This is a genomic window from Mesorhizobium sp. LMG17149, from assembly GCF_024518695.1.
Taxonomy (GTDB): domain Bacteria; phylum Pseudomonadota; class Alphaproteobacteria; order Rhizobiales; family Rhizobiaceae; genus Mesorhizobium.
Genome location: NZ_JANIFL010000010.1, coordinates 47,835 through 68,261 on the forward strand (window position 1 = coordinate 47,835; position 20,427 = coordinate 68,261).

A 20,427-nucleotide genomic window follows, 5' to 3' on the forward strand; every position below is an offset into this window, starting at 1 on the left:
CCAAATCATTCAGAATTCGAAAGCACTAATGCGTTCAAACCCCGGTAGTGGCTTAATTGCCGCATTAAATGCCCGTCTTCCGGTTACAACCCCCCCGGCCTTGAAAAAGAGACGAGCCACGCCGGAATTGCCCTGCCCTTCGACGGCGACAAGGCGGCCGCCCTCGGCGAGCTGGTCCAGCAGCGTCACAGGGACTTCCGCGACGCTGCCGCCGACAAGGATGACGTCATAAGGCGCCTGGGCGGCATGCCCTTGCGGCAGCGCACCCTGGACGACGGTCACATTGCCGCAGCCCAGCGACGAAAGTGTCGATCTGGCGGTTTCCGCCAGCGCCGAATCACTCTCAAGCGCCACCACGGACCCGGCCAGCCGCGACAGGATGGCCGAGGCGTAGCCGGTTCCGCAACCGACATCGAGCGCCGAATCGGTCGGGTTGATCTCGGCCAGTTGGATAAGCTTGGCCAACGGGGATGCTTCCATCAGGTACCGTGCGCCGTCCGCGCCGGCGGCAATGCGGATGTCCTCGTCGATATAGGCGAGATCGCGCTGGGCGGCGCCGACAAACATCTCTCTTGGGATGACAAGCATTGCATCAAGCAGCGGCGCGCTGGTCACATCGGTGGTGCGGACCTGGCCGTCGACCATCTTGACGCGTAGTTCGGAGAAATCAGCGCTCATGTCCCAACCAATCCGCTTGCCGCGCCAGAACCGCGGTCCATTGTGTCAGGAACTTCAGGCCCCTGCGCTGCAGCGCGGGGGCCCGGGCATTGGAGGCCTCGCCCGGAATCGAACCGGGGTGCAAGGATTTGCAGTCCTCTGCGTAACCACTCCGCCACGAGGCCTCATTGCTCCCGGCGTTCCACCCGGTTCCAATAGGTTGCGGCGAAAATGCCGTCAAGCGGCCACCGTGCATTCCGAACGGTTTCCTCGCGTCAGTCCAGACGGCATCCGGCAATCGTCGGACCGGGCCTGACCGCTCCATTAGCGGACAATTAAGCATAGCCTGCCCGGAGGAGAAACTCACCGGCGGCCCGTGCGTTGGACATGGCAGGAGGAAGAGCCATGCGCCGGACAATGGCAGCAAATACGAGTGCCTCGTCCGGCCTGTCCCTGCTACAATGCGGAGAGCTTCTGCATTGCGCAATCGACCGTCTGTCCATCGAAGGTGCGGACAGCCTGTCGCCGCACGACAGGGCAAGGCTTGCCTCGGCCGCGGCGATTCTCAAGCAGATCCATGAGGCACTGGAAGAACACGCCGCCCGTTGAACACCCACCCTGCGCTATCGGCGGTCAATCGGGCCGGCGACGCCGTTCCCACCAGACGACAAAGCGACGCCGGTGACGGCGAACCATGGCGAATTCATAGGACAGCACCAGCAATCCGAGCGGAACCATCCAGAAGCCGAGGATCGGCAGGAAACCGAGGATACCGCCGATGGTCAGCAGGATGCCGATCGTGATTCTGAGCCCGCGCGAGCGCGGCATTTTGAACTCGCGCCCGAAAACGGAGATTTTCCGCGCCGGCATCTGGTTGTCTTGTGCTGTCATCGTCTCGAAAAATTGACCCGTTTGATTTTTCGCAAGCATGCTGGAACCAAAGCCGCCGCCGCGCTTTCGGTTCCATATCCCTGCCAAGACGGCTAATATGAGGGCAACCGTCGACGATTGCGAGAAAGGCCTGCGCGAAAAAGCCTCGGAAAAATGTGAAAAGCTTCTTTGCAAAGCCGAAAAGGGCAGCTATAGGCTGCGCCACTCACATAAGAGCATCCGTTCCCCGGTAGCTCAGTGGTAGAGCAACCGGCTGTTAACCGGTTGGTCGCTGGTTCGAATCCGGCCCGGGGAGCCAAATTTTTCAAGGCCTTGAGACGGTCACGTCGCCCATAGGGGCTGATCTATGGCATGTCTGCAAAATCGCGATCAGCAGGTTGATTCTCAACTTGACCTGGCGCCGCTGTCCAGCGCTCTCAATGACGCCGCGGCATCGGGAAGGTTCGCGCGAGCAGGCATAAGGCCTTGCTGCGATCTCGGCGATCTCATCTCTTGTCGCCGTTCGGGTTGGGTGCCGGTGCCTCTCGCACATCTCGGGGTGGCGGGTCGACATGCTCAAGCTCGGGCGGGGCTTCTTTGTCCCGGCGTTGCACAGGTACCTTCTCCGGTGCGGGCGTCGATGGTGGCTCTTTGATCTTGCTTGGCATAATCGAGTTAACCGCCCTGCCGGTCTCTTGTTCCGTAGCGAGCAGAAAACCTGAATGCGTGGGGAACCGGGAACATCGAAGAGCGTTTTCTCGCATGCTGAAGAAGATCGCCCTCGCCGCCGTGCTGGTCCAGGTTGCCGCGTTTTCGGCTCTCATCACCCAGACGGTCCTCTTCGCGTCCACGGCCACCCAGGCCGCCAACGCGCAGCCCGATGACGCAGTTGCCGTGACCGCCGAGAACGAACGGGACAAGCCGGCGCAGCCTATTATTGCCGGCCAATGCCCAACGCGGCTTGTGGCGAGCAAGATCTTCACGGGGAACGTAATTGCGGCGCAACAATAGCTTGCCATCGATGCCGGCCATCCGTCGATCCCCCCAATTTAAGTCAGGGCAATGTGCTTGAAAGCGCAATGATTTCTGTTACTTGCGGCGCAGGGCGAGTGCGTTTGGGTTGGGCAAGAATTGGTATGATTTCATCGAATATGGAATGCCCGCGCTGTCATGGCAGCGGCAGGGTTTTCGACTGCTCCAAGTGGCACGCGTCAAACGGGCACTGCTGCCCGCAGGGAACCCATCGGGGTGGCTGCCCCGGAAAGACGGGCGCCTGCGCGGAATGCGACGGCCTGGGGACGATGGCGGAGCCTCCGCTGAGAGCCGTGGCGTAATCTGCGAGAGCGGCCCATGCCGCTGATGACGGCGCGGAGGCGCCCGAACGAGCATATCTTACTCTGTTGGTGTTTCTACGGGTGGTGCGGTCAGAACCGTGATGTCCATCCTGGCAATCTTGGATGCCGCGCGGCCTTGCGCGCCAGCATCCATATCGCCGCCTGCGGCAACCATGATTTTGGCCAGATGTCCCACGGCGTCCGCGCTGCGGCCCGGCGAAAATCCTTCGCCGGTTTGCGACTTCCCCACTGCCGTTTGTTTTTCCGGGACATGCGGATGTTGACTTGCGATAGCGGAAACCATTTGAACCTCCTGTGGCGACGCTTCGAACATTATATTAGCGCTGACTGTTGCGAGGCTGACCTAGCCAGTCGCCAAAAACCGCACCAGGAGTTCGAACAAACGATCGAGCCGCCCCACTACAAGGTGAGATGGTAGGGCAGTTCACCTTGTAGCGATGTGAACGACGACGATGCAGCGGGCCATCCTGGCGGCGCCGCCCCTATCAAGGCTAAGCGGTAACCCCGCCGCGACCTGACCTTGTGCCGTCCATCCAAGGGAATTGAGCAAGCGGGTCTTGCAGGATCTTGACGGATCTTGCGAAGCCGGCGACGGCATCGCGCGCCACCGTCAGCGGAACCTGGCCGTCGTGAGCACGCTGGCAGGCTCGAAAGGCCGTTTCGAAAATCGGACCCCGCCGTTCCCTTGGCCACTCGTCAAAGAAGTCGAACGCGTCGTCGAGGCACCCTATTTCTTGAATGAACTCGCCATTCTTGACCAGGACCGGTTGGTCGAACGTCCTGTCACTCATGTAATCCTCCATTCGGCACGGTGGGTTGTTGTGGTTCGGGAAATCATGCGATTGCATGCTCCGGCTCGGCCAACATGCCGCCACCTCCACGCCCGGGCGGCACCGTTGCAAAGGCCGGGATTGGCGGCGGATCATCGTCGTCATCTCGCCAGGGGTGCCGCATCCAACCGAGACGGCTCTTCCTGCGGCGCCGGTCGAAAGACAGGCTGACGGCTGACGGCAACATTGAAAAACGCGTTTCCCGCCCGGATTCGTCCAGGACGCGGAGGCCGCGGAGTATGTCGCTGACTTCCACGATGGCGCCGTTGTCCAATTGCCGCAACGCGGGATTGTCAGGAACCGCATGAATGTCGGAAGCCCAGAATGCGAGCAAAGCCCGCTTTGCACCGATCGTCATCGTCTCCTCGTTCAGAACATCATCCGGCGTCCGCAACCCAGCGGGTTCCGCGGCAGAATTTTTCGGTTCGGGTTGGTGAAAACTGTAGGTTTCGGTTCTCATCTCCATTCTCCGCGATCTGTGCCTCCCGGCCGAACCGGGAGGCGGACCGTAGATCCAGGTTCCAGGAATCAGGCGACCTCGCGTTGGGGCTCCGCATCCGAATCGATCGCCTGCGTCCTGTCGGTTCGCTCGAGCGAAACCGCTTTGGCTTCGGACCCTATCTCAATGCGCCGAGGCTTGAGTTCCTCGGGCACTTCGCGGATCAGGTCCACCGACAGCAAGCCATTCTCGAGGTTGGCCGCCTTGACCTTTACATGGTCGGCAAGTTTGAACACCTGCTTGAAGTTGCCCGTAGCCAAGCCGCGATGAAGGACCTCCCGATTTTCCTGGTCGGGTTTCCTTTGGCCGATGACAGACAATTCGGGGCCGTTCTGCATGAGTTCGACCTCATCGAGAGCGAAGCCGGCGATAGCCATCGTAATGCGATAGTCGTTCTCGCCAATCTTCTCGATATTGTAGGGAGGCCAGTCGGAGCGTCCGCTTTTCTCGAGCATATCGAAGAGACGGTCGAAGCCGACCGTTGTGCGGTAAAGAGGGGTATAATCAAAGCTTCTCATAGCCATATCCTCCGTGAAGCAACATGGGTTACGAGGCTGTCGCAGCGCCGCTGCGACGCCAGTATGTCGAGCCGAAGCCTCGACGGAAGACGATCTGGTAATCGTGTTTTTTTCCTTCAAGAGGGGCGTCAAAAATATTTTTGGCCGGCAGGCAGGTGCCCAAGGCGCTGCCTTGCGTGCTGCTGGCCACTGCGCGATGTTGACGCCAGTGGTGGAGCGAATCATGCGAAAAATTTTGATGTGCGGACTGCTGCTCGCGGTGGCCTTTTCCGCGAACCCGGCCCGCGCGCTGGACAGCAGCGGCACGCCTGTCGTCGTGAAACCTCTTGCGTCGCGCACGACGACCGCGTCCGGCCAACCGATCACGCTGCCGCAGAAGAACGTGCAGGTGCTGGTCTCGACCTACGACATCGCGTCGGGCGCGACCTTGCCGGTCCATAGGCACCCCTTTCCGCGCTACGCCTATGTCCAGGCCGGCACGCTGAAGGTCACCAATGTCGAGACCGGCAACAGCAACACCTACAAGGCTGGCGATTTCATCATCGAAATGATCGGCCAGTGGCATCAGGCCACCAATATCGGGGATGTCGAGGTGAAGCTTCTGGTGATCGATCAGGTCGAGCAAGGCGCCAAGAATACGGAATTGCGCCAATAACCGCCAAGTCTGTGGGCGAAGGCGGAAGGCTGTTCCCGCTTTCCCAGCAACCGGCCCGGTGGTAGGGCTGGCGAGAAATGATCGACTGGATCTGCCCTTGACCAAAGCTCTCCGCCTGCCGCTGATCGAAATCTGTGTCGAAGGCATTGACGGCCTTCTCGCGGCCCAAGCCGCCGGCGCCGACCGGGTCGAACTATGCGCCAGCCTCATCGAAGGCGGTATCACGCCAAGCCTCGGCACGGTCCGCGCCGCCCTCGAGCAGGCAAGTGTGCCGTTTCACGTCATGGTGCGGCCGCGCGGCGGCGATTTTCTCTACAGTGAGACCGAATACGCCTCGATGCTGGCCGATGTCTCGGCATTGCGCGAACTCGGCGTGCCCGGCGTGGTGTTTGGCTGCCTGAACGCCGATGGCACCATGGACGAGGCGCGCATGAGCGAACTGACGCAGGCGGCCGGCCCCTTGAACGTCACCTGTCATCGCGCCTTCGACATGACGCGCGACCCGGCCGAGGCGCTCGAATCGCTGATCCGCAGCAAGGTCGGCCGCGTGCTGACCAGCGGCCAGCGTGACACTGCTATCGAAGGCTTGCCGCTGTTGGCGGATCTGGCGCGGCAGGCCGGCGAGCGCATCGTCATCCTCGGCTGCGGCGGACTGGATTTGCACAACATTGCCGAAGTGCGCAGCAAAACCGGCCTGTCCGAAATGCATTTTGCCGCCCTCAAGGATGTGCCGAGTGCCATGGACTACCGCAATCCCCATGTCGGCATGGGTGGCTCCGATCTCGATCGCGAGTATCGCAACACACTCACCGACACATCACTGGTGGCAGCAACGATCGCGGCTGCCAAGGCATGACCTCGACCCCTGCCCCGATAGCCCGTGTATCGGCCGCAGACGAAGCGGCGATCCTGGCGCTCAACAACGAGCATGCCGCCGAACTGTCGTGGCTGGAGGCTGAGCGGCTGTCCTTCCTGCTTGGCGAAGCGTTTTACACCAGGCGCATCGGCGATCTCGAAGCCTTCATCATGACCTTCGACCAGGACGCCCGCTACGACAGCCCGAATTTCCTGTGGTTTCGCGAACGCTACGAGCGCTTCGTCTATGTCGACCGCGTCGTCGTGGCGGCGCACGCGCGCGGCCGCGGCCATGCCCGCCGGCTCTATCAGGATCTGTTCGGCCATGTTGAGCGCGCCGGCTACAATCTGGTCACCTGCGAAGTCAACACCGACCCGCCGAACCCTGCCTCGGATGCCTTTCACGCCGCCCTTGGCTTCACTGAGGCCGGCGACGCAGTGATCCATGGCGGTAAGAAAGCAGTGCGCTATTACGTCAGATCGCTGCAGGCATAGAGAGGGCGGGCGCGCCGCAAGACGGCCTGAACGCCCTGTTGCTCACCAGTTGCGGTTGAGCCATTCGCGCGCCGGGCGCTCGATGAGGTAGTAGCTGCAGGCCGCACAAGCGAAGACTGCGGCCAGCATCGGCATCGGCATGACGCCTTGCTCATAGACGAATTTGTAGAACGGCTGCTGCCACAGATAGAGCGAGTACGACCACAGACCCAGCGTCGCCATCGGCCAGGAGGACAGCAATCCGGAAATATACCGTGGGCTGAAATCGAGTGCGTTGACGGCCAGAGCCAGCAGCGGCACCGCGAAGAGATAGTGGATCGGCGTCGGCACCTGATCCAGGAACAGGACAACGGCGCAGATCGTCGCCACCAGGGCCACATGCTTGCCTCTCAAAAACGCCGGCAGCATGCCGTCGGCCTTCAGCAGGCAGATCGAAGCCGACAGCAGGATCGACGCGATGTGCACGTCGGTGCGCCAATAAGTGGTTTCGTAGTCCATCCCGAAGACCCAGTACGAAACCGCGCCATTGGCCATGGCCAGCAAGGCCAGCGCCAGGAGCAGCACGACCACGCGAGAGCGACTTGAGACGATGACGCTGATCAGCGCCAGGATGATGTAGGCGTGCTCCTCGATGCAGAGCGACCAGATATGGTCGAGCGCCCCTGCCCGCGTCACGAGAATGCCGGCATAGTTGTAGGTGAATGTCAGCGCCGTCAGCGCCGCCTTCCATTTGAAGGCGATGAATGTGCCGGACAGCGCAACCATCGCGACGACTACGAAGACCAAAAGAGCCGGATAGATGCGGGAGAAGCGGCGTTTGAAGAATTTTTTCAGCGGGTAGCGTTCGATGAACAGGATCTCGCCCATCAGCCGGCCGCTGAGCACGAAAAAGAATTCGACGCCCAGCACGCCAAGATTGATTCCGGGAACCGGAAAGAAATGGCCGATCAGCACCAGTGCGATCGAAAGACCGCGCCAGCCGTCGAGATAGGCCAGTCTTGTTCTGGTTGATCTGTCGGCGGCGGATCGGGACGGAACGACATGCGTCGCGGAAATGTCGGTCATGCCGATCCTCTCGCAAATAGGCATGCGAAAGGGCACGACATTTCGAACCCGGCTCGCATTCCCGCCCAAATCCATATTGCAGTGCAATATGGATTTGTGCAAGTGCGAGATTGCCGCCGGTGCAGTTCCAGGTGAAGTGTCGGCGGAAGAAATTGCTCAGGCAAACGATTGGTGCGGGGGCGATTCCATCAAAAGTTTGGACAACTACAGGTCGCCACAAAAGGAAAAGGGGCGCATGACCCCTTCTCCGTGTCCACAACTGACGTATCAGGCGTTGGCGGCAGCCACCGCGCGCTTGGCCATCACCGCGATCAGATTGGCGCGATAGTCGGCCGAGGCATGGATGTCGGTCATCAAATTCTTCGCCGGCACTTTCACCCCTTCGAGTGCTGAGGCCGCGAAGTTCCCGGCTAATACTGCCTCGATCTCCTTCGAACGAAAAACGCCGTCGTCGCCGGCACCGGTAACGGCGACGCTGACGCCATCCTTGCCCTTGGCCACGAACACGCCGACGATGGCGTAGCGCGATGCCGGATTGCGGAATTTTTCATAGGCCGCCTTGGCCGGCGCGGTGAAGGTGACGGCGGTGACGATCTCGCCATCCTTCAACGAGGTCTCGAACAGGCCCTTGAAGAACTTGTCGGCAGCGATCTCGCGCTTGTTGGTGACGATGGTCGCGCCCAGCGCCAGCAGCGCCGCCGGATAATCGGCCGCCGGATCGTTGTTGGCGATCGAGCCGCCGATCGTTCCCTTGTGGCGCACCGCCGGATCGCCGATCAGCGATGCCAGATGGGAAAGCGCCGGACAGGCCTTCTTCAGCTTCTCGTCATTGGCAACAGCATTATGCGTGGTGGCAGCGCCGATGGTGACGGTCTTGCCCGACACCGTGACGCCCTGCAGCTCCGTGATCCGCGACAGGTCGACAAGGTCGGACGGCGCGGCAAGCCGCGTCTTCATCGCCGGGATCAGCGTCATACCGCCCGAAAGCAGCTTGGCGTCGCCGGTCTTGATCAGCTTGGCGGCATCGGCGACCGAGGCGGCGCGATGATAGTTGACTGCGTACATTTGTCTTTCTCCCCTGGGTGAAAGAGCGAGCAGGAAGTAGCGAACATTCTCTTCCCTATTCGCTACCCCTATTTGCCATTCGCGTTCAATGTTTCGTCGCGCGGATCGCAGCCCACACGGTGGACGGCGAAGCCGGCATGGCAAGATCGTTGCTGCCGATGGCGTCGGTGATAGCGTTGATCACCGCCGGCGGCGAGCCGATCGCGCCGGCCTCGCCGCAACCCTTGATCCCCAACGGATTGCCCGGGCAAGGCGTGTTCGAGGTCGAGACCTTGAAAGACGGCAGATCGTCGGCGCGCGGCATGGTGTAGTCCATGTAGCTCGCGGTCAGCAATTGTCCGCTGTTGTCGTAATGGGCGCCTTCGAGCAGTGCCTGGCCAATGCCTTGCGCCAGCCCGCCATGCACCTGGCCCTCGACGATCATCGGATTGATGATGTTGCCGAAATCGTCGGCGGCGACGAACTGGACGATCTCGGTCACGCCGGTTTCCGGGTCGACCTCGACCTCGCAGATATAGCAGCCCGCCGGGAAGGTGAAATTCGACGGATCGTAGAACGCCGTCTCCTTGAGCCCGGGCTCCATGCCGCCCGGCAGGTTGTGGGCAGTGTAGGCGGCCAGCGCCATCTGGAACCACGGCACGTTCTTGTCGGTGCCGGCCACCTTCAGCGCGCCGTTCTCGATGATGATGTCGCCTTCGTCGGCCTCGAGCAGGTGCGCCGCGATCTTCTTGGCCTTGGCCTCTACCTTGTCGAGCGCCTTGACGATGGCTGACATCCCGACCGCACCCGAGCGCGAGCCATAGGTGCCCATGCCCATCTGCACCTTGTCGGTATCGCCATGCACGATCGAGACCGAATCGAGCGGCACGCCGAAGCGCTCATTGACCAGTTGCGCGAAGGTCGTCTCATGGCCCTGGCCGTGGCTGTGAGAGCCGGTCAGCACCTCGATCGTGCCGACCGCGTTGACGCGCACTTCCGCCGATTCCCAAAGGCCGACACCGGCGCCGAGCGAGCCGACGGCCGCAGACGGCGCGATGCCGCAGGCCTCGATGTAGCAGCTCATGCCGATGCCGCGCAGCAGCCCCTTGTTGGCGGCGGCGGCCTTGCGCTTGGCGAAGCCGGCATAATCCGACGCCTGCATTGCCGCATCGAGCGAAGCGGCATAGTCGCCGGCGTCATAGCACATGATGACCGGCGTCTGATGCGGAAACGAGGTGACGAAGTTCTTGCGCCGCAACTCAGCCGGCGAAACGCCGAACTGGCGGGCCGCCGTCTCCATCATACGCTCCATGACGAAGGTCGCTTCCGGCCGCCCTGCCCCGCGATAGGCATCGACGGGCGCGGTGTTGGTGTAGATCGCCTTCACATTGGCGTGGATGGCCGGGATGTTGTACTGGCCCGACAGCAGAGTCGCATAGAGATAGGTCGGCGTCGCCGATGAAAACAGCGACATGTAGGCGCCGAGATTGGCTTGGGTTTCCACCTTCAGGCCGAGGATCCTGTGGTCCTTGTCGAAGGCCATTTCAGCATGGGTGTGATGGTCGCGGCCATGCGCATCGGTCAGAAAACTCTCGGTCCGGTCGGCCACCCATTTGACCGGCACGCCGGTCTTCTTCGACGCCCACAGGCAGACGATCTCTTCGGGATAGATGTAGATCTTCGAGCCGAAGCCGCCGCCGACATCGGGCGCGATCACGCGCAGCTTGTTTTCCGGCGCGACATTGTAGAAGGCGCTCATCACCAGCCGCGCCACATGCGGATTCTGCGAGGTCGTCCAGCAGGTATAGTGATCCTCGGCCTTGTCGTAATGGCCAAGTGCGGCGCGCGGCTCCATGGCATTGGGCACCAGCCGGTTGTTGATGATGTCCATCTTGACGACATGGGCTGCCTTCCCGAAAGCCGCCGCGGTGTCGTCGGCATTGCCGATGTCCCAGTCGAAGATCAGATTGTTGTCCGCTTCGGGGTGGATTTGCGGCGCACCCTTGTCCATCGCCTTGGAGGCATCGACGACGGCCTTCAGCTCCTTGTAGGTGATCTCGACCGCCTCGGCGGCGTCGCGCGCCTGCCCCTTGGTCTCGGCGACGACGATGACGACGGCGTCGCCGACATAACGGACCCGGTCGAAGGCGAGTGGCGACCACGCTCCCATCTTCATCGGCGAGCCGTCCTTGGAGTGGATCATCCAACCGCAGATGAGATTGCCGATGCCGTCGGCCTTGAGTTCCTTGCCGGTCAGCACGCCGATGACGCCGGGCATGCCTTGGGCCTTCTTCACATCGATCTTCTTGATCTGCGCATGCGCGTGCGGACTGCGCACAAAGGCGGCGTGCTTCATGCCGGGAACCACCATGTCGTCGACATAGCGGCCGGCGCCCGTGATGAACCGTTTGTCTTCCTTGCGCGCGACCCGAGCGCCAACACCTTCAATGCCCATCAGAAATTCCTCCGGAATTTATGGGAGTAGGGCAGTAGGGAGTAAGGGACTAGGGAAAAAGGGCCTCGTTGCGTTGGCCTTTTTGCCCTACTCCCCTACTGCCCTACTCCCTTATTCCCTTGCCTAAGCAGCTTGTCTCGCCTTACCCTTGGACCCCTTCATCGTCGTCGATGCGGCGAGGATCGCCTTGACGATGTTGTGGTAGCCGGTGCAGCGGCAGATGTTGCCGTCGAGCTCGGCACGCACCGTCGCCTCGTCGAGCCCTTCGGGGTGGCGGCTGATCATGTCGGTCGCCGTCATGATCATGCCCGGCGTGCAGAAGCCGCATTGCAGCCCGTGATGTTCCTTGAAGGCGGCCTGCACCGGATGCAGGTCGGCGCCATTGGCCAGGCCCTCGATCGTCAGCACGGTGGAGCCGGAGGCCTGCACCGCGAGCATCGTACAGGATTTGACCGCCTTGCCATCGACGTGGACGACGCAGGCACCGCATTGCGAGGTGTCGCAACCGACATGCGTGCCGGTAAGGCCGAGATTTTCCCGCAGGAAGTGAACCAGAAGTGTTCGGTCCTCGGCAGCACCGCTGACCCGCTTTCCGTTCACTATCAACGAAACGTCCGACATGGTCCCTCCCTGGGTATCAACCTTGGTATCCACGCTGCCGACGCGGTATTCGCGCTTCGGTGGTGCATTATTCGTACACCGCACATGGGACAAAAAACAGCACGTCGCAAACGCGGAACATTGTACTTTCGGTCATGGCCGCGCCCAAACATGCGGTGCCGGTGGCCCCATTGCCAAACCGCCGATTGAAGGCAACAATGTCGGTCGACGCCCGCGCGCCAGAAGCATTTAAAACAGCCGCGCACAAAAAAGCGTCGGAGGAAATGCGGAGAACATCGCTGGCCAATTCACAGACGCGCTATGCATGCGGCCTGTCGGCGCTCACCACGGACGAGCCCGACATGGAGGCGTTCGCCAAGGCGATCGCACTGGAAGCAGCCGCCATCGACGCAGGCTTTGCCCTGCTGTTCTTTTCCCAGAGCCTGGTCGAAGCCAGCGCCCTTTCCCAGGCGCTCATGACCCACGCACCGGCGCTCCACCACGCCGGCTGTTCGACTGCCGGCGAGATCACGCCGCAAGGTCTCGAGGATGGTCATGTGCTGGCCATGCTGCTTCCGTCCACCGCGTTCACCGCCGTCAGCGTGATGGTCGAAAATCTGTCCTCGTCGGGTATGGACAGGATCACCGGCGAGGTGGAGACCCTGCGGCGATCGCTGCGCGCGCGCCTGGGTTGCGATCAGACCAACGGCACTTTCGCGCTCTGCTTCATCGACGGGCTCTCTTATGCCGAAGAAGCGGTGAGTTCAGCCATCCACTGGGGCCTCGATGACATACCGCTGCTTGGCGGCTCCGCCGGCGACGATCTGAAATTCGAGACGACGCGCCTGATCTCGAACGGCAAGGTCACCTCCGACAGCGCCATCATCGTGCTGATATCGACCGAAATTCCCTTCCATGTCTTCAAGACCGACAATTTCGTTCCCACCGATGAAAAACTGGTGGTGACGGCTTCCGATCCCGATCACCGCATCGTGCGCGAATTCAACGCCACCAATGCAGCGCAGGAATATGCCGCGTCCGTCGGCATCGTCGCGCAGATGCTGACGCCACTGAGCTTCGCCTCGCATCCCGTGGTGGTGAAGGTGGGCGGCCAATATTATTGCCGGTCGATCCAGAAGATGCATGCCGACGGCTCGCTGTCGTTCTTCTGCGCCATAGACGATGGCGTCGTGCTGTCGATCGCTCAACCCAAGGACATGGTCGAATCGACGCGCGCCGCCCTGCGCGATGTCGAGGAGAGGCTTGGCAGCATCGACATGATCCTCGGCTTCGACTGCGTGCTGCGCCGGCTGGACGCGCGCAATCGGCAGGTGTTTCGCGAGATCTCGGAACTCTACCGGGTCAACAATGTCATCGGCTTCGGCACCTATGGCGAACAGTACCGATCGATGCATCTGAATCAGACTTTCACCGGCATCGCCTTCGGCGAGCGCCAGGCGGCGGAATAGGACGGCGTAACAAGATGCCGCTGAGGGACATAAACGATCTTGAAAAGCTGAAGAAGATCAACGCGGCACTGGTCAGCCGCGTCGAGCGCTCGATGGACCAGCAAGGCAACGCCTTCTCGCTGTTTCAGACCGCGATCTCGCTGGAAAACCGGGTGCGCACCCGCACCGAGGAACTGCACTCGACCTTGCGGCGGCTGGAGCAGTCGAACATCGACCTCAGCGCCGCCAAGGAAAACGCCGAACTGGCGAACCTGTCGAAAACCCGTTTCCTCGCCGCTGCCAGCCACGACGTGCTGCAGCCGCTGAACGCGGCCCATCTCTCGGTTTCGGCGCTCGCCGAAGTTCAGACCAGCGACGAGGGCAAGAAACTGGTGCGGCAGGTCGAGCGCTCGCTGGAGACGATGGAGGACCTGCTGCGAACCCTGCTCGACATCTCAAAGCTCGATGCCGGCGTGGTGCAGCCCGACATGAGCGATGTCAGCTTGGAGGCGCTGTTCTCGTCGCTCCGCTCGGATTTCCTGCCGGTGGCGGAGATGAAAGGCCTGTCGCTGAAATTCCGGCCGGTCCATGCGGTGGTCCGCTCCGACCGCACGCTGCTGCGCCGCATCCTGCAGAACATTCTTTCCAACGCGCTGGGCTATACACGCTCGGGCGGCGTGCTTGTCGGCACCAGACATCGCGGCGACACCATCCGCATCGACGTCGCCGATACGGGCTGCGGCATTCCCGACGACCAGCGCGAGGCGGTGTTCGAGGAGTTCCACCGCGGCACCTCGCCGGCCAATGCCGAACTGGACGGTGGCGGTCTCGGGCTCGGGCTTGCCATCGTGCGCCGCATGGCCAGCGCGCTCGGCCATCCCGTGACATTCTCGTCGAAGGTCGGACGCGGCACGATCTTCCACATCGATGTTCCCGTCGGCATCGGTGCGCCAGCCGATGCCATCGCCAGCGTTGCCGACATGGAACGGCCGCGCGGCTATGGCCTGTTCGGCACCAAGGTGCTGCTGGTCGAGAACGATATCGAAGTGCTGCAGGCCATGACCTTCCTGCTCGAACGCTGGCAATGCCTGGTGCGGGCCGCGACCTCGACCGACGATGCGCTCGACATGCTTGGCGACACCGACTGGGTGCCCGACATCGTCATTGCCGACCAGCATCTCGACGGCGGCGATCTCGGCACCACTACCATCGCCGAAGTCCGCGATTATCTCGGCCGCGCCGTGCCGGCGCTGATCGTCACCGCCGACAGTTCGGAAGCGGTCGCCAAAGCCGCCCGCTCCGGCGGCATCGAACTGATGCGCAAGCCGCTGAAGCCGGCACAGCTAAGGGCGCTACTGGCGCATTTGCTGGCTTAACTGGTCATTTGTCTCCAGAGGGCCGAGCGCAGCAAAGCTCAAAATCCCGCCTGGTCCCGAAACAGCTCCGCATTGTCCAGCTTCGACACCTCGATCACCGCCTGCGTTCGGCTGTAGACATTGAGCTTGCGCAATATCTCCGAGACATGCGCCTTCACAGTCGTCTCGCCCACCTGCAGCTCGTAGGCGATCTGCTTGTTGAGGAGACCCTGGCGCAGCATCTGCAGCACGCGCAGCTGTTGCGGCGTCAGCGTCGACAGGCGCTGCACCATGTCGGCGCGGTCGACGCTTTCGGCGTCCGGCGTGCGGCCTTCATAGGTTTCCGGGACATAGATCGCGCCTTCCATCACCGAGCGTATGGCGGCGGCGAGGTCGCTCTTGCGCGCCGATTTCGGGATGAAGCCGGCAGCGCCGTAGGACAGCGCCTCGGAAATGATCTTCGGCTCCTCATAGCCTGAGACGATGACCACGGGCAGGCGCGGATAGCGGGTCCGGAGTTGCAGCAGCCCGTCAAAACCGTGCACGTCGGGCATCGAGAGGTCGAGAAGCGCGAGGTCGAACGGCTTGGCATCGGCCAGAAGATCGAGCGCCTCGGTGATCGAGCGCGCCTCCACCGTGTCGACTTCCGGATAGGCCATCTGCACGGCGCTGTGCAGCGCCTCGCGAAACAGCGGATGGTCGTCGATGATCAGGAACCGGGCGCGATCGTGGGTTGCGGTCATGGGGTTCATTTCAGTTCGTGAGCGATTAGAATAACCTCTCCACCATGGCCAGATTATTGCCAAATAGTATATCGCCATCTCCGGCGGAAAGTGCCGCCGGCACTTTCTCGACCAAATCGCCTTGTCCAGGCCCTAAATCGGTCGAATGTTCCGGCAACCAAGCAGAGACCCTTGATGACAGAATTCGTCCTTCCCCTGCCCGCAACCGCATCGGTGGCCGTTGCCGGCTCGTCCGATCGTTTCGCGGTGCGCCGTATCTACTGCGTCGGCCGCAACTACGCGGCGCATGCCCGAGAATTCGGCAATGACGAGCGTGATCCGCCCTTCTTCTTCACCAAGCCGGCCGACGCGGTGGTCGATTCCGGCACCGCTATCCCCTACCCGCCGCTGACGGCCAATCTGCACCACGAGATCGAACTGGTCGCCGCGATCGGCAAAGCCGGCTTCCGCATTCCCCGTGACAAGGCGCTGGATCATGTCTGGGGTTATGGCGTCGGCATCGACCTCACCCGCCGCGATCTGCAGGATGAGGCCAAGAAGGCCGGCCGTCCCTGGGACTGGTCGAAGGCCTTCGACCGCTCCGCGCCTTGCGGCCCGCTGGTGCAAGCGCAGGAATCCGGCCACCCGCAGAAGGGCCGCATCTGGCTCGCCGTCAACGGCAAGATCAGGCAGGATGCCGACCTCGCCGAACTGATCTGGCCGATATCGGATATCGTGTCGATCTGCAGCGAGGCGATGGAACTCGAGCCCGGCGACCTGATCTTCACCGGTACGCCGGCAGGCGTCGGCGCGGTTGGCCCCGGCGACACGATGACCGGCGGCGTCGACGGCATCGGGACCATCGAAGTGACCATCGGCCAGCCGAAGTGAGGCCATGAGCGAACTCGTCCTGCACAATTACTATCGCTCCTCCACCTCCTATCGGGTGCGGATCGCGCTGGAGATGAAGGGGCTGAGCTACGACTACGTCCCGCATCATTTGCGCCATGGCGAGCATCTGGAACCAGCCTATCTCGCGGTCAATCCGCAAGGGCTGGTGCCGGCGCTGATCCTCGGCGACGGCACGCTGCTGACGCAATCGCTGGCGATCATCGAATTCCTCGACGAGACCAGCCCGGAACCACCGCTGCTGCCGAAGGACCCGGCCGGCCGGGCCCGCGTGAGAATGCTGGCGCAGATGATCGCCTGCGACATCCACCCGGTGAACAATCTGCGTGTGCTGACCTCGCTGCGCACCCTGTTCGGCGCCGGCGACGAGGACATCACCAACTGGTTCCGTCACTGGGTGAACGAGGGCTTTCAGCCGCTTGAAAAGATCATGGCGTCGGCGGCGGAGACGGGTACATTCTGCCATGGCGACGCGCCGGGCCTGGCCGACATCTGCCTCGCCGCGCAGATTGCCAGCAACGCCCGCTTCGGCGTCGACTTGACGCCCTACCCGACGATCGCGCGCATCAACGCCGCCTGCATGGCGCTGCCGGCCTTCCAGAAAGCCGCGCCCCAGAACCAGATCGATGCCGAGTAGAAAGGCCACCGACCCAGGTGAAGCCAAGGCGCTGGCCGATATAGAGGCTTATGGCTGCCACATCTTGCATGTGCTGGAGGAAGGCGACGATCCGCCTTTCACCTATTCGGTTGGAATAGAGCACAACTTCAAGGCGCCGGAACTCATCGTCATCGGCCTGAAGCCGGAAATCTCCCAGTTCATCATCAACGAGTATTGCAGCCGCGTCCGCTCCGGCGAGGTTTTCCAACCAGGGCAGCGATCGTCCGGTTTTATCGAAGGTTTCGACTGTCAATTCGGCGCCGTTCATATCGACCACTACCGCGAGCATTTCGGCTGGGACCTCTGGTTCTACGGCGGCCTGGATTTCGGTGTTCTCCAGCTGATCTATCCCACTGTGGACGGCATCTGGCCGTGGCAGGCCGAGGCGAGCGACTGGTTCCGAGCCTGGCAGCCGCTTCTCGACACCGCGCCGTCGCCATAGGCCTATCTGCCGACGCGCAGCGTCAACGCCCAGAACAGCAGCGCCAACAGGCCGATGCCGGCGCCAAGCACACAGACGCCATTCCAGCCCATTGCACCATAAGCCATGGTCGAGGCGATGGAGCCCAGGGCACTGCCGACCGAGTAGAAGATCATATAGCCGCCAACCAGTCGGCTGCGCGCATCCGGGCGGCGGGCGAAGATCAGGCTCTGGTTGGTGACGTGGACGGCCTGGATCGCCAGATCCAGCATGACTATGCCGGCAACGAGCAGCCACAGCGACATGCCCATGAAGGCGATCGGCAGCCAGGCTGCCATCATCAGCAGCAGGCTGAAGCCGGTGACCAACTGGCCGCGTCCGCGATCGACGAGGCCGCCGGTCCAGCGCGCACCGAGCGCGCCGGCGACGCCCGCAAGGCCGAAAAGCCCAATCTCGGTATGCGAAAGTGAAAATGGCGCAGCACTCAACGGCAGCACCAGCGGCGCCCACAGCACGTTGAAGCTGGCGAAGATCAGCATGGCCAGCACCGCCCGCACGCGCAGCAGCGGCTCCTGTACGAACAGCAGCAGCACCGAAGCGAGCAGGCGCGGATAGGATGTGCGTGGCCGCTCCGCCTCATGGCGCGGCAGGATGAGGTAGAGAACCATCGCCATGACGAGCGTCAACCCGGCCGAGACAAGATAAACCCAGCGCCAACCGGCGAAATCGGCGACGACCCCTGAAGCGAAGCGGGCAAGCAGGATGCCCAGGATGACACCGCTGGTGACGGTGCCGACCGCCCGCCCCCGCTGCGACGCTACGGCGAGGTCGGCAGCGAAGGCGACCAGCACCTGCACCACCACCGCAAGCAGCCCGACCACCGCCAGGCTCGCCAGCAGCATCGCCGCATTGGGCGCGACCCCGACCGCCACCAGCGCCACGGCAGACAGAATCGCCTGCCCGGCAATCAGCTTGCGGCGATCGAACAGGTCGCCCAGCGGCACGATAAAGAACAGGCCGAGCCCATAGCCGATCTGCGTTACCGTCACCACGATGCCAACCGAGGCCGGCGCGATAGCAAAATCATGCGCCATGGCGTCGAGCAGCGGATGGGCGAAATAGACATTGGCAACGCTCAGGCCGCAGGCGATGGCGAAGATCAGCGCGGTCAATCGTGACAATCCCGCAGGCGGCGGCGCCACCCGAGGCGGCCCATCGGATTGCTCGAGGCTTGTTGCACCGCTGTTCACCACCTGCATGTTCATGTCTGCTCTCTCCATAAAAGGTTTCAACTTGAAACCTCTTGCTGGATAGGCAGAACAGTTTTATGTTGCAACCGAAAATCGAATGCTGGACCAACGACTGCCATGGTGAAACGAACGAGCCACCACGAAGCGGATTGCCTCATAGCGCGACCACTGGACGCGATTGGCGACTGGTGGTCGCTGCTCATCGTGCGTGACGCGTTCGACGGCTTGCGGCGCTTCGGCGAATTCCAGAAGAGCCTCGGCGTCGCCAAGAACATCCTGTCGTCGCGGCTGCGCAATCTCGTCGCGCATGGCATCCTCGAAACGGTCCCGGCACCCGACGGCAGCGCGCACCATGAATATGTGCTGACGCAAAAGGGACGCGGCCTGTTCTATGTCCTGGTTGCCCTGCGGCAATGGGGCGAGACCTACTTCGCCGGACCGGGCGAACCCTATACCTTCATGGTCGACAATCTCACCGGCCGGCCGATCAAGCACCTGGAAGTCCATGCCGAGGACGGGCGGCAGCTTGCCCCCGGCGAAACCCGGCTTGCCGACTTTCGCAACCGCGAAACCGGTTAAGAGCTACTGCCTGCCAATAGGCGTGGCGGAATCGATTTCCGCTCGACCAGACAGGGAATCGGCTATCGTTTCCTGCAGCACAGAGGGTGGAGTGACCGATGAAAGCCGTCGTCTTCGAGAAATTCGGCGAAGCGCCGACGATCCAGACCGTTCCCGATCCGAAGCCGGCAGCCGATGGCGTCGTCATCAAGGTCGAGGCGACCGGTCTGTGCCGCAGCGACTGGCATGGCTGGATGGGTCATGACGACGGCATCACGCTGCCGCATGTGCCGGGCCACGAACTGGCCGGTATCGTCGTCGCCGCCGGCAAGCAGGTCACCCGCTGGAAGGCCGGCGAGCGCGTCACGGTGCCGTTCGCCGTCGGCTGCGGCCGCTGCTTCGAATGCAATTCGGGCAATCACCAGGTCTGCGAGCATCAGACTCAACCCGGCTTCACCGGCTGGGGTTCGTTCGCCGAATATGTCGCCATCGAGCACGCCGGCACCAATCTCGTGCGCTTGCCCGACGAGATGGAATTCGCCACCGCCGCCAGCCTCGGCTGCCGCTTCGTCACCTCGTTTCGAGCCATTGTCGACCAGGGCCGGGTGAAGCCGGGCGAATGGGTCGCGGTGCATGGCTGCGGCGGCGTCGGGCTGTCGGCGATCATGATCGCCAGTTCCATGGGCGCCAATGTCATCGCCATCGATCTCACCGACGAGAAACTGGATTTTGCCAAAAAGATCGGCGCCGTCGCCACCATCAATGCATCTACGACGCCGAACGTGGTCAAGGCGGTCAAGCAGATCACCAATGGCGGCGCGCATATGTCGATGGACGCGCTCGGCCACCCCACCACCTCGTTCAATTCGATATCCAATCTGCGCCGGCGCGGCCGCCATGTGCAGGTCGGCCTGATGCTGGGCGAGCATGCCCGGCCGCAGGTGCCGATGGACAAGGTGATCGCCTTCGAACTCGAAATCCTCGGCAGCCACGGCATGCAGGCCTACCGCTACCAGGCCATGATGGACATGATCCGCAACGGCAAGCTCAAGCCCGAATTGCTGGTCGGCAAGAGGATGAGCCTCGACGAGGCGCCCGCGGCCCTGATGGCGATGGGCGGCTTCGAGGGGATTGGTATTGGAGTGGTGACGAAGTTCTAAAGCGCGTCGCGTTTGAACGGATCCAGGCGACGCGCTTTAGGTCCTTGT

The 20,427-nt window shown here is 62.3% G+C and carries 24 protein-coding genes and 2 tRNA genes; 13 read left to right on the top strand and 13 right to left on the bottom strand.

The annotated features are described in order from the left end of the window. Positions 1-9: 9 nt before the first annotated feature. Positions 10-678, bottom strand: a complete 669-nt coding sequence (locus NP945_RS22735) for a protein-L-isoaspartate O-methyltransferase (protein WP_256747580.1) — start codon at positions 676-678, stop codon at positions 10-12. Positions 679-768: 90 nt separating this feature from the next. Beyond that, positions 769-842, bottom strand: a tRNA-Cys gene (locus NP945_RS22740). 220 nt (positions 843-1,062) lie between these two features. Here NP945_RS22740 and NP945_RS22745 point away from each other — a divergent pair. Beyond that, on the top strand, positions 1,063-1,266 hold the full coding sequence (locus NP945_RS22745; protein ID WP_256747581.1) for a hypothetical protein: 204 nt from the start codon (positions 1,063-1,065) through the stop codon (positions 1,264-1,266). A gap of 24 nt (positions 1,267-1,290) precedes the next feature. Here NP945_RS22745 and NP945_RS22750 read toward each other — a convergent pair whose 3' ends face one another. Next, entirely contained in the window at positions 1,291-1,548 is a 258-nt protein-coding gene (locus tag NP945_RS22750) for a hypothetical protein (RefSeq protein ID WP_024503836.1), read from the bottom strand. 223 nt (positions 1,549-1,771) lie between these two features. On the opposite strand from NP945_RS22750, the gene NP945_RS22755 reads away from it, so the two are divergent. After that, a tRNA-Asn gene (locus NP945_RS22755) sits at positions 1,772-1,846 on the top strand. A 443-nt stretch (positions 1,847-2,289) separates the two neighbouring features. Continuing rightward, the gene (locus NP945_RS22760) at positions 2,290-2,538 is read left to right on the top strand and encodes a hypothetical protein (protein WP_256747582.1); all 249 of its coding nucleotides are present in this window, start codon (positions 2,290-2,292) and stop codon (positions 2,536-2,538) included. 381 nt (positions 2,539-2,919) lie between these two features. On the opposite strand, the gene NP945_RS22765 is transcribed toward NP945_RS22760, so the two are convergent. From NP945_RS22765 to NP945_RS22780, 4 genes are all read right to left on the bottom strand, one after another. Next, positions 2,920-3,165, bottom strand: a complete 246-nt coding sequence (locus NP945_RS22765) for a hypothetical protein (RefSeq protein ID WP_256747583.1) — start codon at positions 3,163-3,165, stop codon at positions 2,920-2,922. 208 nt (positions 3,166-3,373) lie between these two features. Further along, on the bottom strand, positions 3,374-3,673 hold the full coding sequence (locus tag NP945_RS22770) for a DUF982 domain-containing protein (protein WP_127268340.1): 300 nt from the start codon (positions 3,671-3,673) through the stop codon (positions 3,374-3,376). A gap of 43 nt (positions 3,674-3,716) precedes the next feature. Beyond that, on the bottom strand, positions 3,717-4,172 hold the full coding sequence (locus NP945_RS22775) for a hypothetical protein (RefSeq protein WP_256747584.1): 456 nt from the start codon (positions 4,170-4,172) through the stop codon (positions 3,717-3,719). Positions 4,173-4,240: 68 nt separating this feature from the next. Further along, the gene (locus NP945_RS22780) at positions 4,241-4,729 is read right to left on the bottom strand and encodes an Hsp20 family protein (protein ID WP_256747693.1); all 489 of its coding nucleotides are present in this window, start codon (positions 4,727-4,729) and stop codon (positions 4,241-4,243) included. Between the two features lie 223 nt (positions 4,730-4,952). Between NP945_RS22780 and NP945_RS22785 the strand changes: the two genes are divergently transcribed. The 3 genes from NP945_RS22785 to NP945_RS22795 all read left to right on the top strand — a co-directional run bounded on the left by NP945_RS22785 (position 4,953) and on the right by NP945_RS22795 (position 6,734). Next, positions 4,953-5,384, top strand: a complete 432-nt coding sequence (locus tag NP945_RS22785) for a cupin domain-containing protein (protein WP_256747585.1) — start codon at positions 4,953-4,955, stop codon at positions 5,382-5,384. 97 nt (positions 5,385-5,481) lie between these two features. Beyond that, positions 5,482-6,240: a copper homeostasis protein CutC gene (locus NP945_RS22790; RefSeq protein WP_256747586.1), complete on the top strand. Its 759-nt coding sequence runs from the start codon at positions 5,482-5,484 to the stop codon at positions 6,238-6,240. Then, positions 6,237-6,734, top strand: a complete 498-nt coding sequence (locus NP945_RS22795) for a GNAT family N-acetyltransferase (RefSeq protein ID WP_127810251.1) — start codon at positions 6,237-6,239, stop codon at positions 6,732-6,734. The genes NP945_RS22790 and NP945_RS22795 overlap by 4 nt, the downstream gene beginning before the upstream one ends. 42 nt (positions 6,735-6,776) lie before the next feature. Here NP945_RS22795 and NP945_RS22800 read toward each other — a convergent pair whose 3' ends face one another. From NP945_RS22800 to NP945_RS22815, 4 genes are all read right to left on the bottom strand, one after another. Further along, entirely contained in the window at positions 6,777-7,799 is a 1,023-nt protein-coding gene (locus NP945_RS22800; RefSeq protein ID WP_128363422.1) for an acyltransferase, read from the bottom strand. Between the two features lie 267 nt (positions 7,800-8,066). Continuing rightward, positions 8,067-8,864 (bottom strand): xanthine dehydrogenase family protein subunit M, encoded by a 798-nt coding sequence (locus tag NP945_RS22805; RefSeq protein ID WP_127329573.1) that lies wholly within the window; start codon positions 8,862-8,864, stop codon positions 8,067-8,069. 85 nt (positions 8,865-8,949) lie between these two features. Next, positions 8,950-11,298 (bottom strand): xanthine dehydrogenase family protein molybdopterin-binding subunit, encoded by a 2,349-nt coding sequence (locus tag NP945_RS22810; protein WP_256747587.1) that lies wholly within the window; start codon positions 11,296-11,298, stop codon positions 8,950-8,952. 123 nt (positions 11,299-11,421) lie between these two features. Beyond that, positions 11,422-11,919, bottom strand: a complete 498-nt coding sequence (locus NP945_RS22815; RefSeq protein WP_256747588.1) for a (2Fe-2S)-binding protein — start codon at positions 11,917-11,919, stop codon at positions 11,422-11,424. A 263-nt stretch (positions 11,920-12,182) separates the two neighbouring features. Between NP945_RS22815 and NP945_RS22820 the strand changes: the two genes are divergently transcribed. Together NP945_RS22820 and NP945_RS22825 are read left to right on the top strand one after the other, a co-directional pair. After that, positions 12,183-13,367, top strand: a complete 1,185-nt coding sequence (locus NP945_RS22820) for an FIST signal transduction protein (RefSeq protein ID WP_256747589.1) — start codon at positions 12,183-12,185, stop codon at positions 13,365-13,367. Positions 13,368-13,381: 14 nt separating this feature from the next. Next, complete coding sequence (locus NP945_RS22825; RefSeq protein WP_256747590.1) at positions 13,382-14,722, top strand: hybrid sensor histidine kinase/response regulator; 1,341 nt, start codon at positions 13,382-13,384, stop codon at positions 14,720-14,722. 38 nt (positions 14,723-14,760) lie between these two features. On the opposite strand, the gene NP945_RS22830 is transcribed toward NP945_RS22825, so the two are convergent. Further along, complete coding sequence (locus tag NP945_RS22830) at positions 14,761-15,444, bottom strand: response regulator transcription factor (RefSeq protein WP_027039066.1); 684 nt, start codon at positions 15,442-15,444, stop codon at positions 14,761-14,763. Positions 15,445-15,618: 174 nt separating this feature from the next. Here NP945_RS22830 and NP945_RS22835 point away from each other — a divergent pair, with 174 nt between their 5' ends. The 3 genes from NP945_RS22835 to NP945_RS22845 are packed head-to-tail and all read left to right on the top strand — an operon-like array spanning position 15,619 to position 17,432. Next, positions 15,619-16,314: a fumarylacetoacetate hydrolase family protein gene (locus tag NP945_RS22835; RefSeq protein ID WP_256747591.1), complete on the top strand. Its 696-nt coding sequence runs from the start codon at positions 15,619-15,621 to the stop codon at positions 16,312-16,314. Between the two features lie 4 nt (positions 16,315-16,318). Next, positions 16,319-16,969: a maleylacetoacetate isomerase gene (maiA, locus tag NP945_RS22840; protein ID WP_127396086.1), complete on the top strand. Its 651-nt coding sequence runs from the start codon at positions 16,319-16,321 to the stop codon at positions 16,967-16,969. Beyond that, complete coding sequence (locus tag NP945_RS22845; RefSeq protein ID WP_256747592.1) at positions 16,959-17,432, top strand: DUF4262 domain-containing protein; 474 nt, start codon at positions 16,959-16,961, stop codon at positions 17,430-17,432. Before maiA ends, NP945_RS22845 begins: the two co-directional genes overlap by 11 nt. Positions 17,433-17,434: 2 nt before the next feature. On the opposite strand, the gene NP945_RS22850 is transcribed toward NP945_RS22845, so the two are convergent. After that, positions 17,435-18,676 (bottom strand): MFS transporter, encoded by a 1,242-nt coding sequence (locus NP945_RS22850; protein ID WP_256747593.1) that lies wholly within the window; start codon positions 18,674-18,676, stop codon positions 17,435-17,437. 102 nt (positions 18,677-18,778) lie between these two features. Between NP945_RS22850 and NP945_RS22855 the strand changes: the two genes are divergently transcribed. Beyond that, positions 18,779-19,240, top strand: coding sequence for a helix-turn-helix domain-containing protein (locus tag NP945_RS22855; RefSeq protein WP_256747594.1), 462 nt, complete (start codon positions 18,779-18,781; stop codon positions 19,238-19,240). 98 nt (positions 19,241-19,338) lie between these two features. After that, on the top strand, positions 19,339-20,379 hold the full coding sequence (locus NP945_RS22860; RefSeq protein ID WP_256747595.1) for a zinc-dependent alcohol dehydrogenase family protein: 1,041 nt from the start codon (positions 19,339-19,341) through the stop codon (positions 20,377-20,379). The last annotated feature ends 48 nt before the right edge of the window (positions 20,380-20,427 follow it).

What these genes read in the sequence shown, in the direction of transcription:
- NP945_RS22735 (WP_256747580.1), bottom strand. Translation starts at nt 678, where the DNA reads ATGAGCGCTGATTTCTCCGAACTACGCGTCAAGATGGTCGACGGCCAG.
- NP945_RS22745 (WP_256747581.1), top strand. Translation starts at nt 1,063, where the DNA reads ATGCGCCGGACAATGGCAGCAAATACGAGTGCCTCGTCCGGCCTGTCC.
- NP945_RS22750 (WP_024503836.1), bottom strand. Translation starts at nt 1,548, where the DNA reads ATGACAGCACAAGACAACCAGATGCCGGCGCGGAAAATCTCCGTTTTC.
- NP945_RS22760 (WP_256747582.1), top strand. Translation starts at nt 2,290, where the DNA reads ATGCTGAAGAAGATCGCCCTCGCCGCCGTGCTGGTCCAGGTTGCCGCG.
- NP945_RS22765 (WP_256747583.1), bottom strand. Translation starts at nt 3,165, where the DNA reads ATGGTTTCCGCTATCGCAAGTCAACATCCGCATGTCCCGGAAAAACAA.
- NP945_RS22770 (WP_127268340.1), bottom strand. Translation starts at nt 3,673, where the DNA reads ATGAGTGACAGGACGTTCGACCAACCGGTCCTGGTCAAGAATGGCGAG.
- NP945_RS22775 (WP_256747584.1), bottom strand. Translation starts at nt 4,172, where the DNA reads ATGAGAACCGAAACCTACAGTTTTCACCAACCCGAACCGAAAAATTCT.
- NP945_RS22780 (WP_256747693.1), bottom strand. Translation starts at nt 4,729, where the DNA reads ATGAGAAGCTTTGATTATACCCCTCTTTACCGCACAACGGTCGGCTTC.
- NP945_RS22785 (WP_256747585.1), top strand. Translation starts at nt 4,953, where the DNA reads ATGCGAAAAATTTTGATGTGCGGACTGCTGCTCGCGGTGGCCTTTTCC.
- NP945_RS22795 (WP_127810251.1), top strand. Translation starts at nt 6,237, where the DNA reads ATGACCTCGACCCCTGCCCCGATAGCCCGTGTATCGGCCGCAGACGAA.
- NP945_RS22800 (WP_128363422.1), bottom strand. Translation starts at nt 7,799, where the DNA reads ATGACCGACATTTCCGCGACGCATGTCGTTCCGTCCCGATCCGCCGCC.
- NP945_RS22805 (WP_127329573.1), bottom strand. Translation starts at nt 8,864, where the DNA reads ATGTACGCAGTCAACTATCATCGCGCCGCCTCGGTCGCCGATGCCGCC.
- NP945_RS22810 (WP_256747587.1), bottom strand. Translation starts at nt 11,298, where the DNA reads ATGGGCATTGAAGGTGTTGGCGCTCGGGTCGCGCGCAAGGAAGACAAA.
- NP945_RS22815 (WP_256747588.1), bottom strand. Translation starts at nt 11,919, where the DNA reads ATGTCGGACGTTTCGTTGATAGTGAACGGAAAGCGGGTCAGCGGTGCT.
- NP945_RS22820 (WP_256747589.1), top strand. Translation starts at nt 12,183, where the DNA reads ATGCGGAGAACATCGCTGGCCAATTCACAGACGCGCTATGCATGCGGC.
- NP945_RS22825 (WP_256747590.1), top strand. Translation starts at nt 13,382, where the DNA reads ATGCCGCTGAGGGACATAAACGATCTTGAAAAGCTGAAGAAGATCAAC.
- NP945_RS22830 (WP_027039066.1), bottom strand. Translation starts at nt 15,444, where the DNA reads ATGACCGCAACCCACGATCGCGCCCGGTTCCTGATCATCGACGACCAT.
- NP945_RS22835 (WP_256747591.1), top strand. Translation starts at nt 15,619, where the DNA reads ATGACAGAATTCGTCCTTCCCCTGCCCGCAACCGCATCGGTGGCCGTT.
- maiA (WP_127396086.1), top strand. Translation starts at nt 16,319, where the DNA reads ATGAGCGAACTCGTCCTGCACAATTACTATCGCTCCTCCACCTCCTAT.
- NP945_RS22845 (WP_256747592.1), top strand. Translation starts at nt 16,959, where the DNA reads ATGCCGAGTAGAAAGGCCACCGACCCAGGTGAAGCCAAGGCGCTGGCC.
- NP945_RS22850 (WP_256747593.1), bottom strand. Translation starts at nt 18,676, where the DNA reads ATGAACATGCAGGTGGTGAACAGCGGTGCAACAAGCCTCGAGCAATCC.
- NP945_RS22855 (WP_256747594.1), top strand. Translation starts at nt 18,779, where the DNA reads ATGGTGAAACGAACGAGCCACCACGAAGCGGATTGCCTCATAGCGCGA.
- NP945_RS22860 (WP_256747595.1), top strand. Translation starts at nt 19,339, where the DNA reads ATGAAAGCCGTCGTCTTCGAGAAATTCGGCGAAGCGCCGACGATCCAG.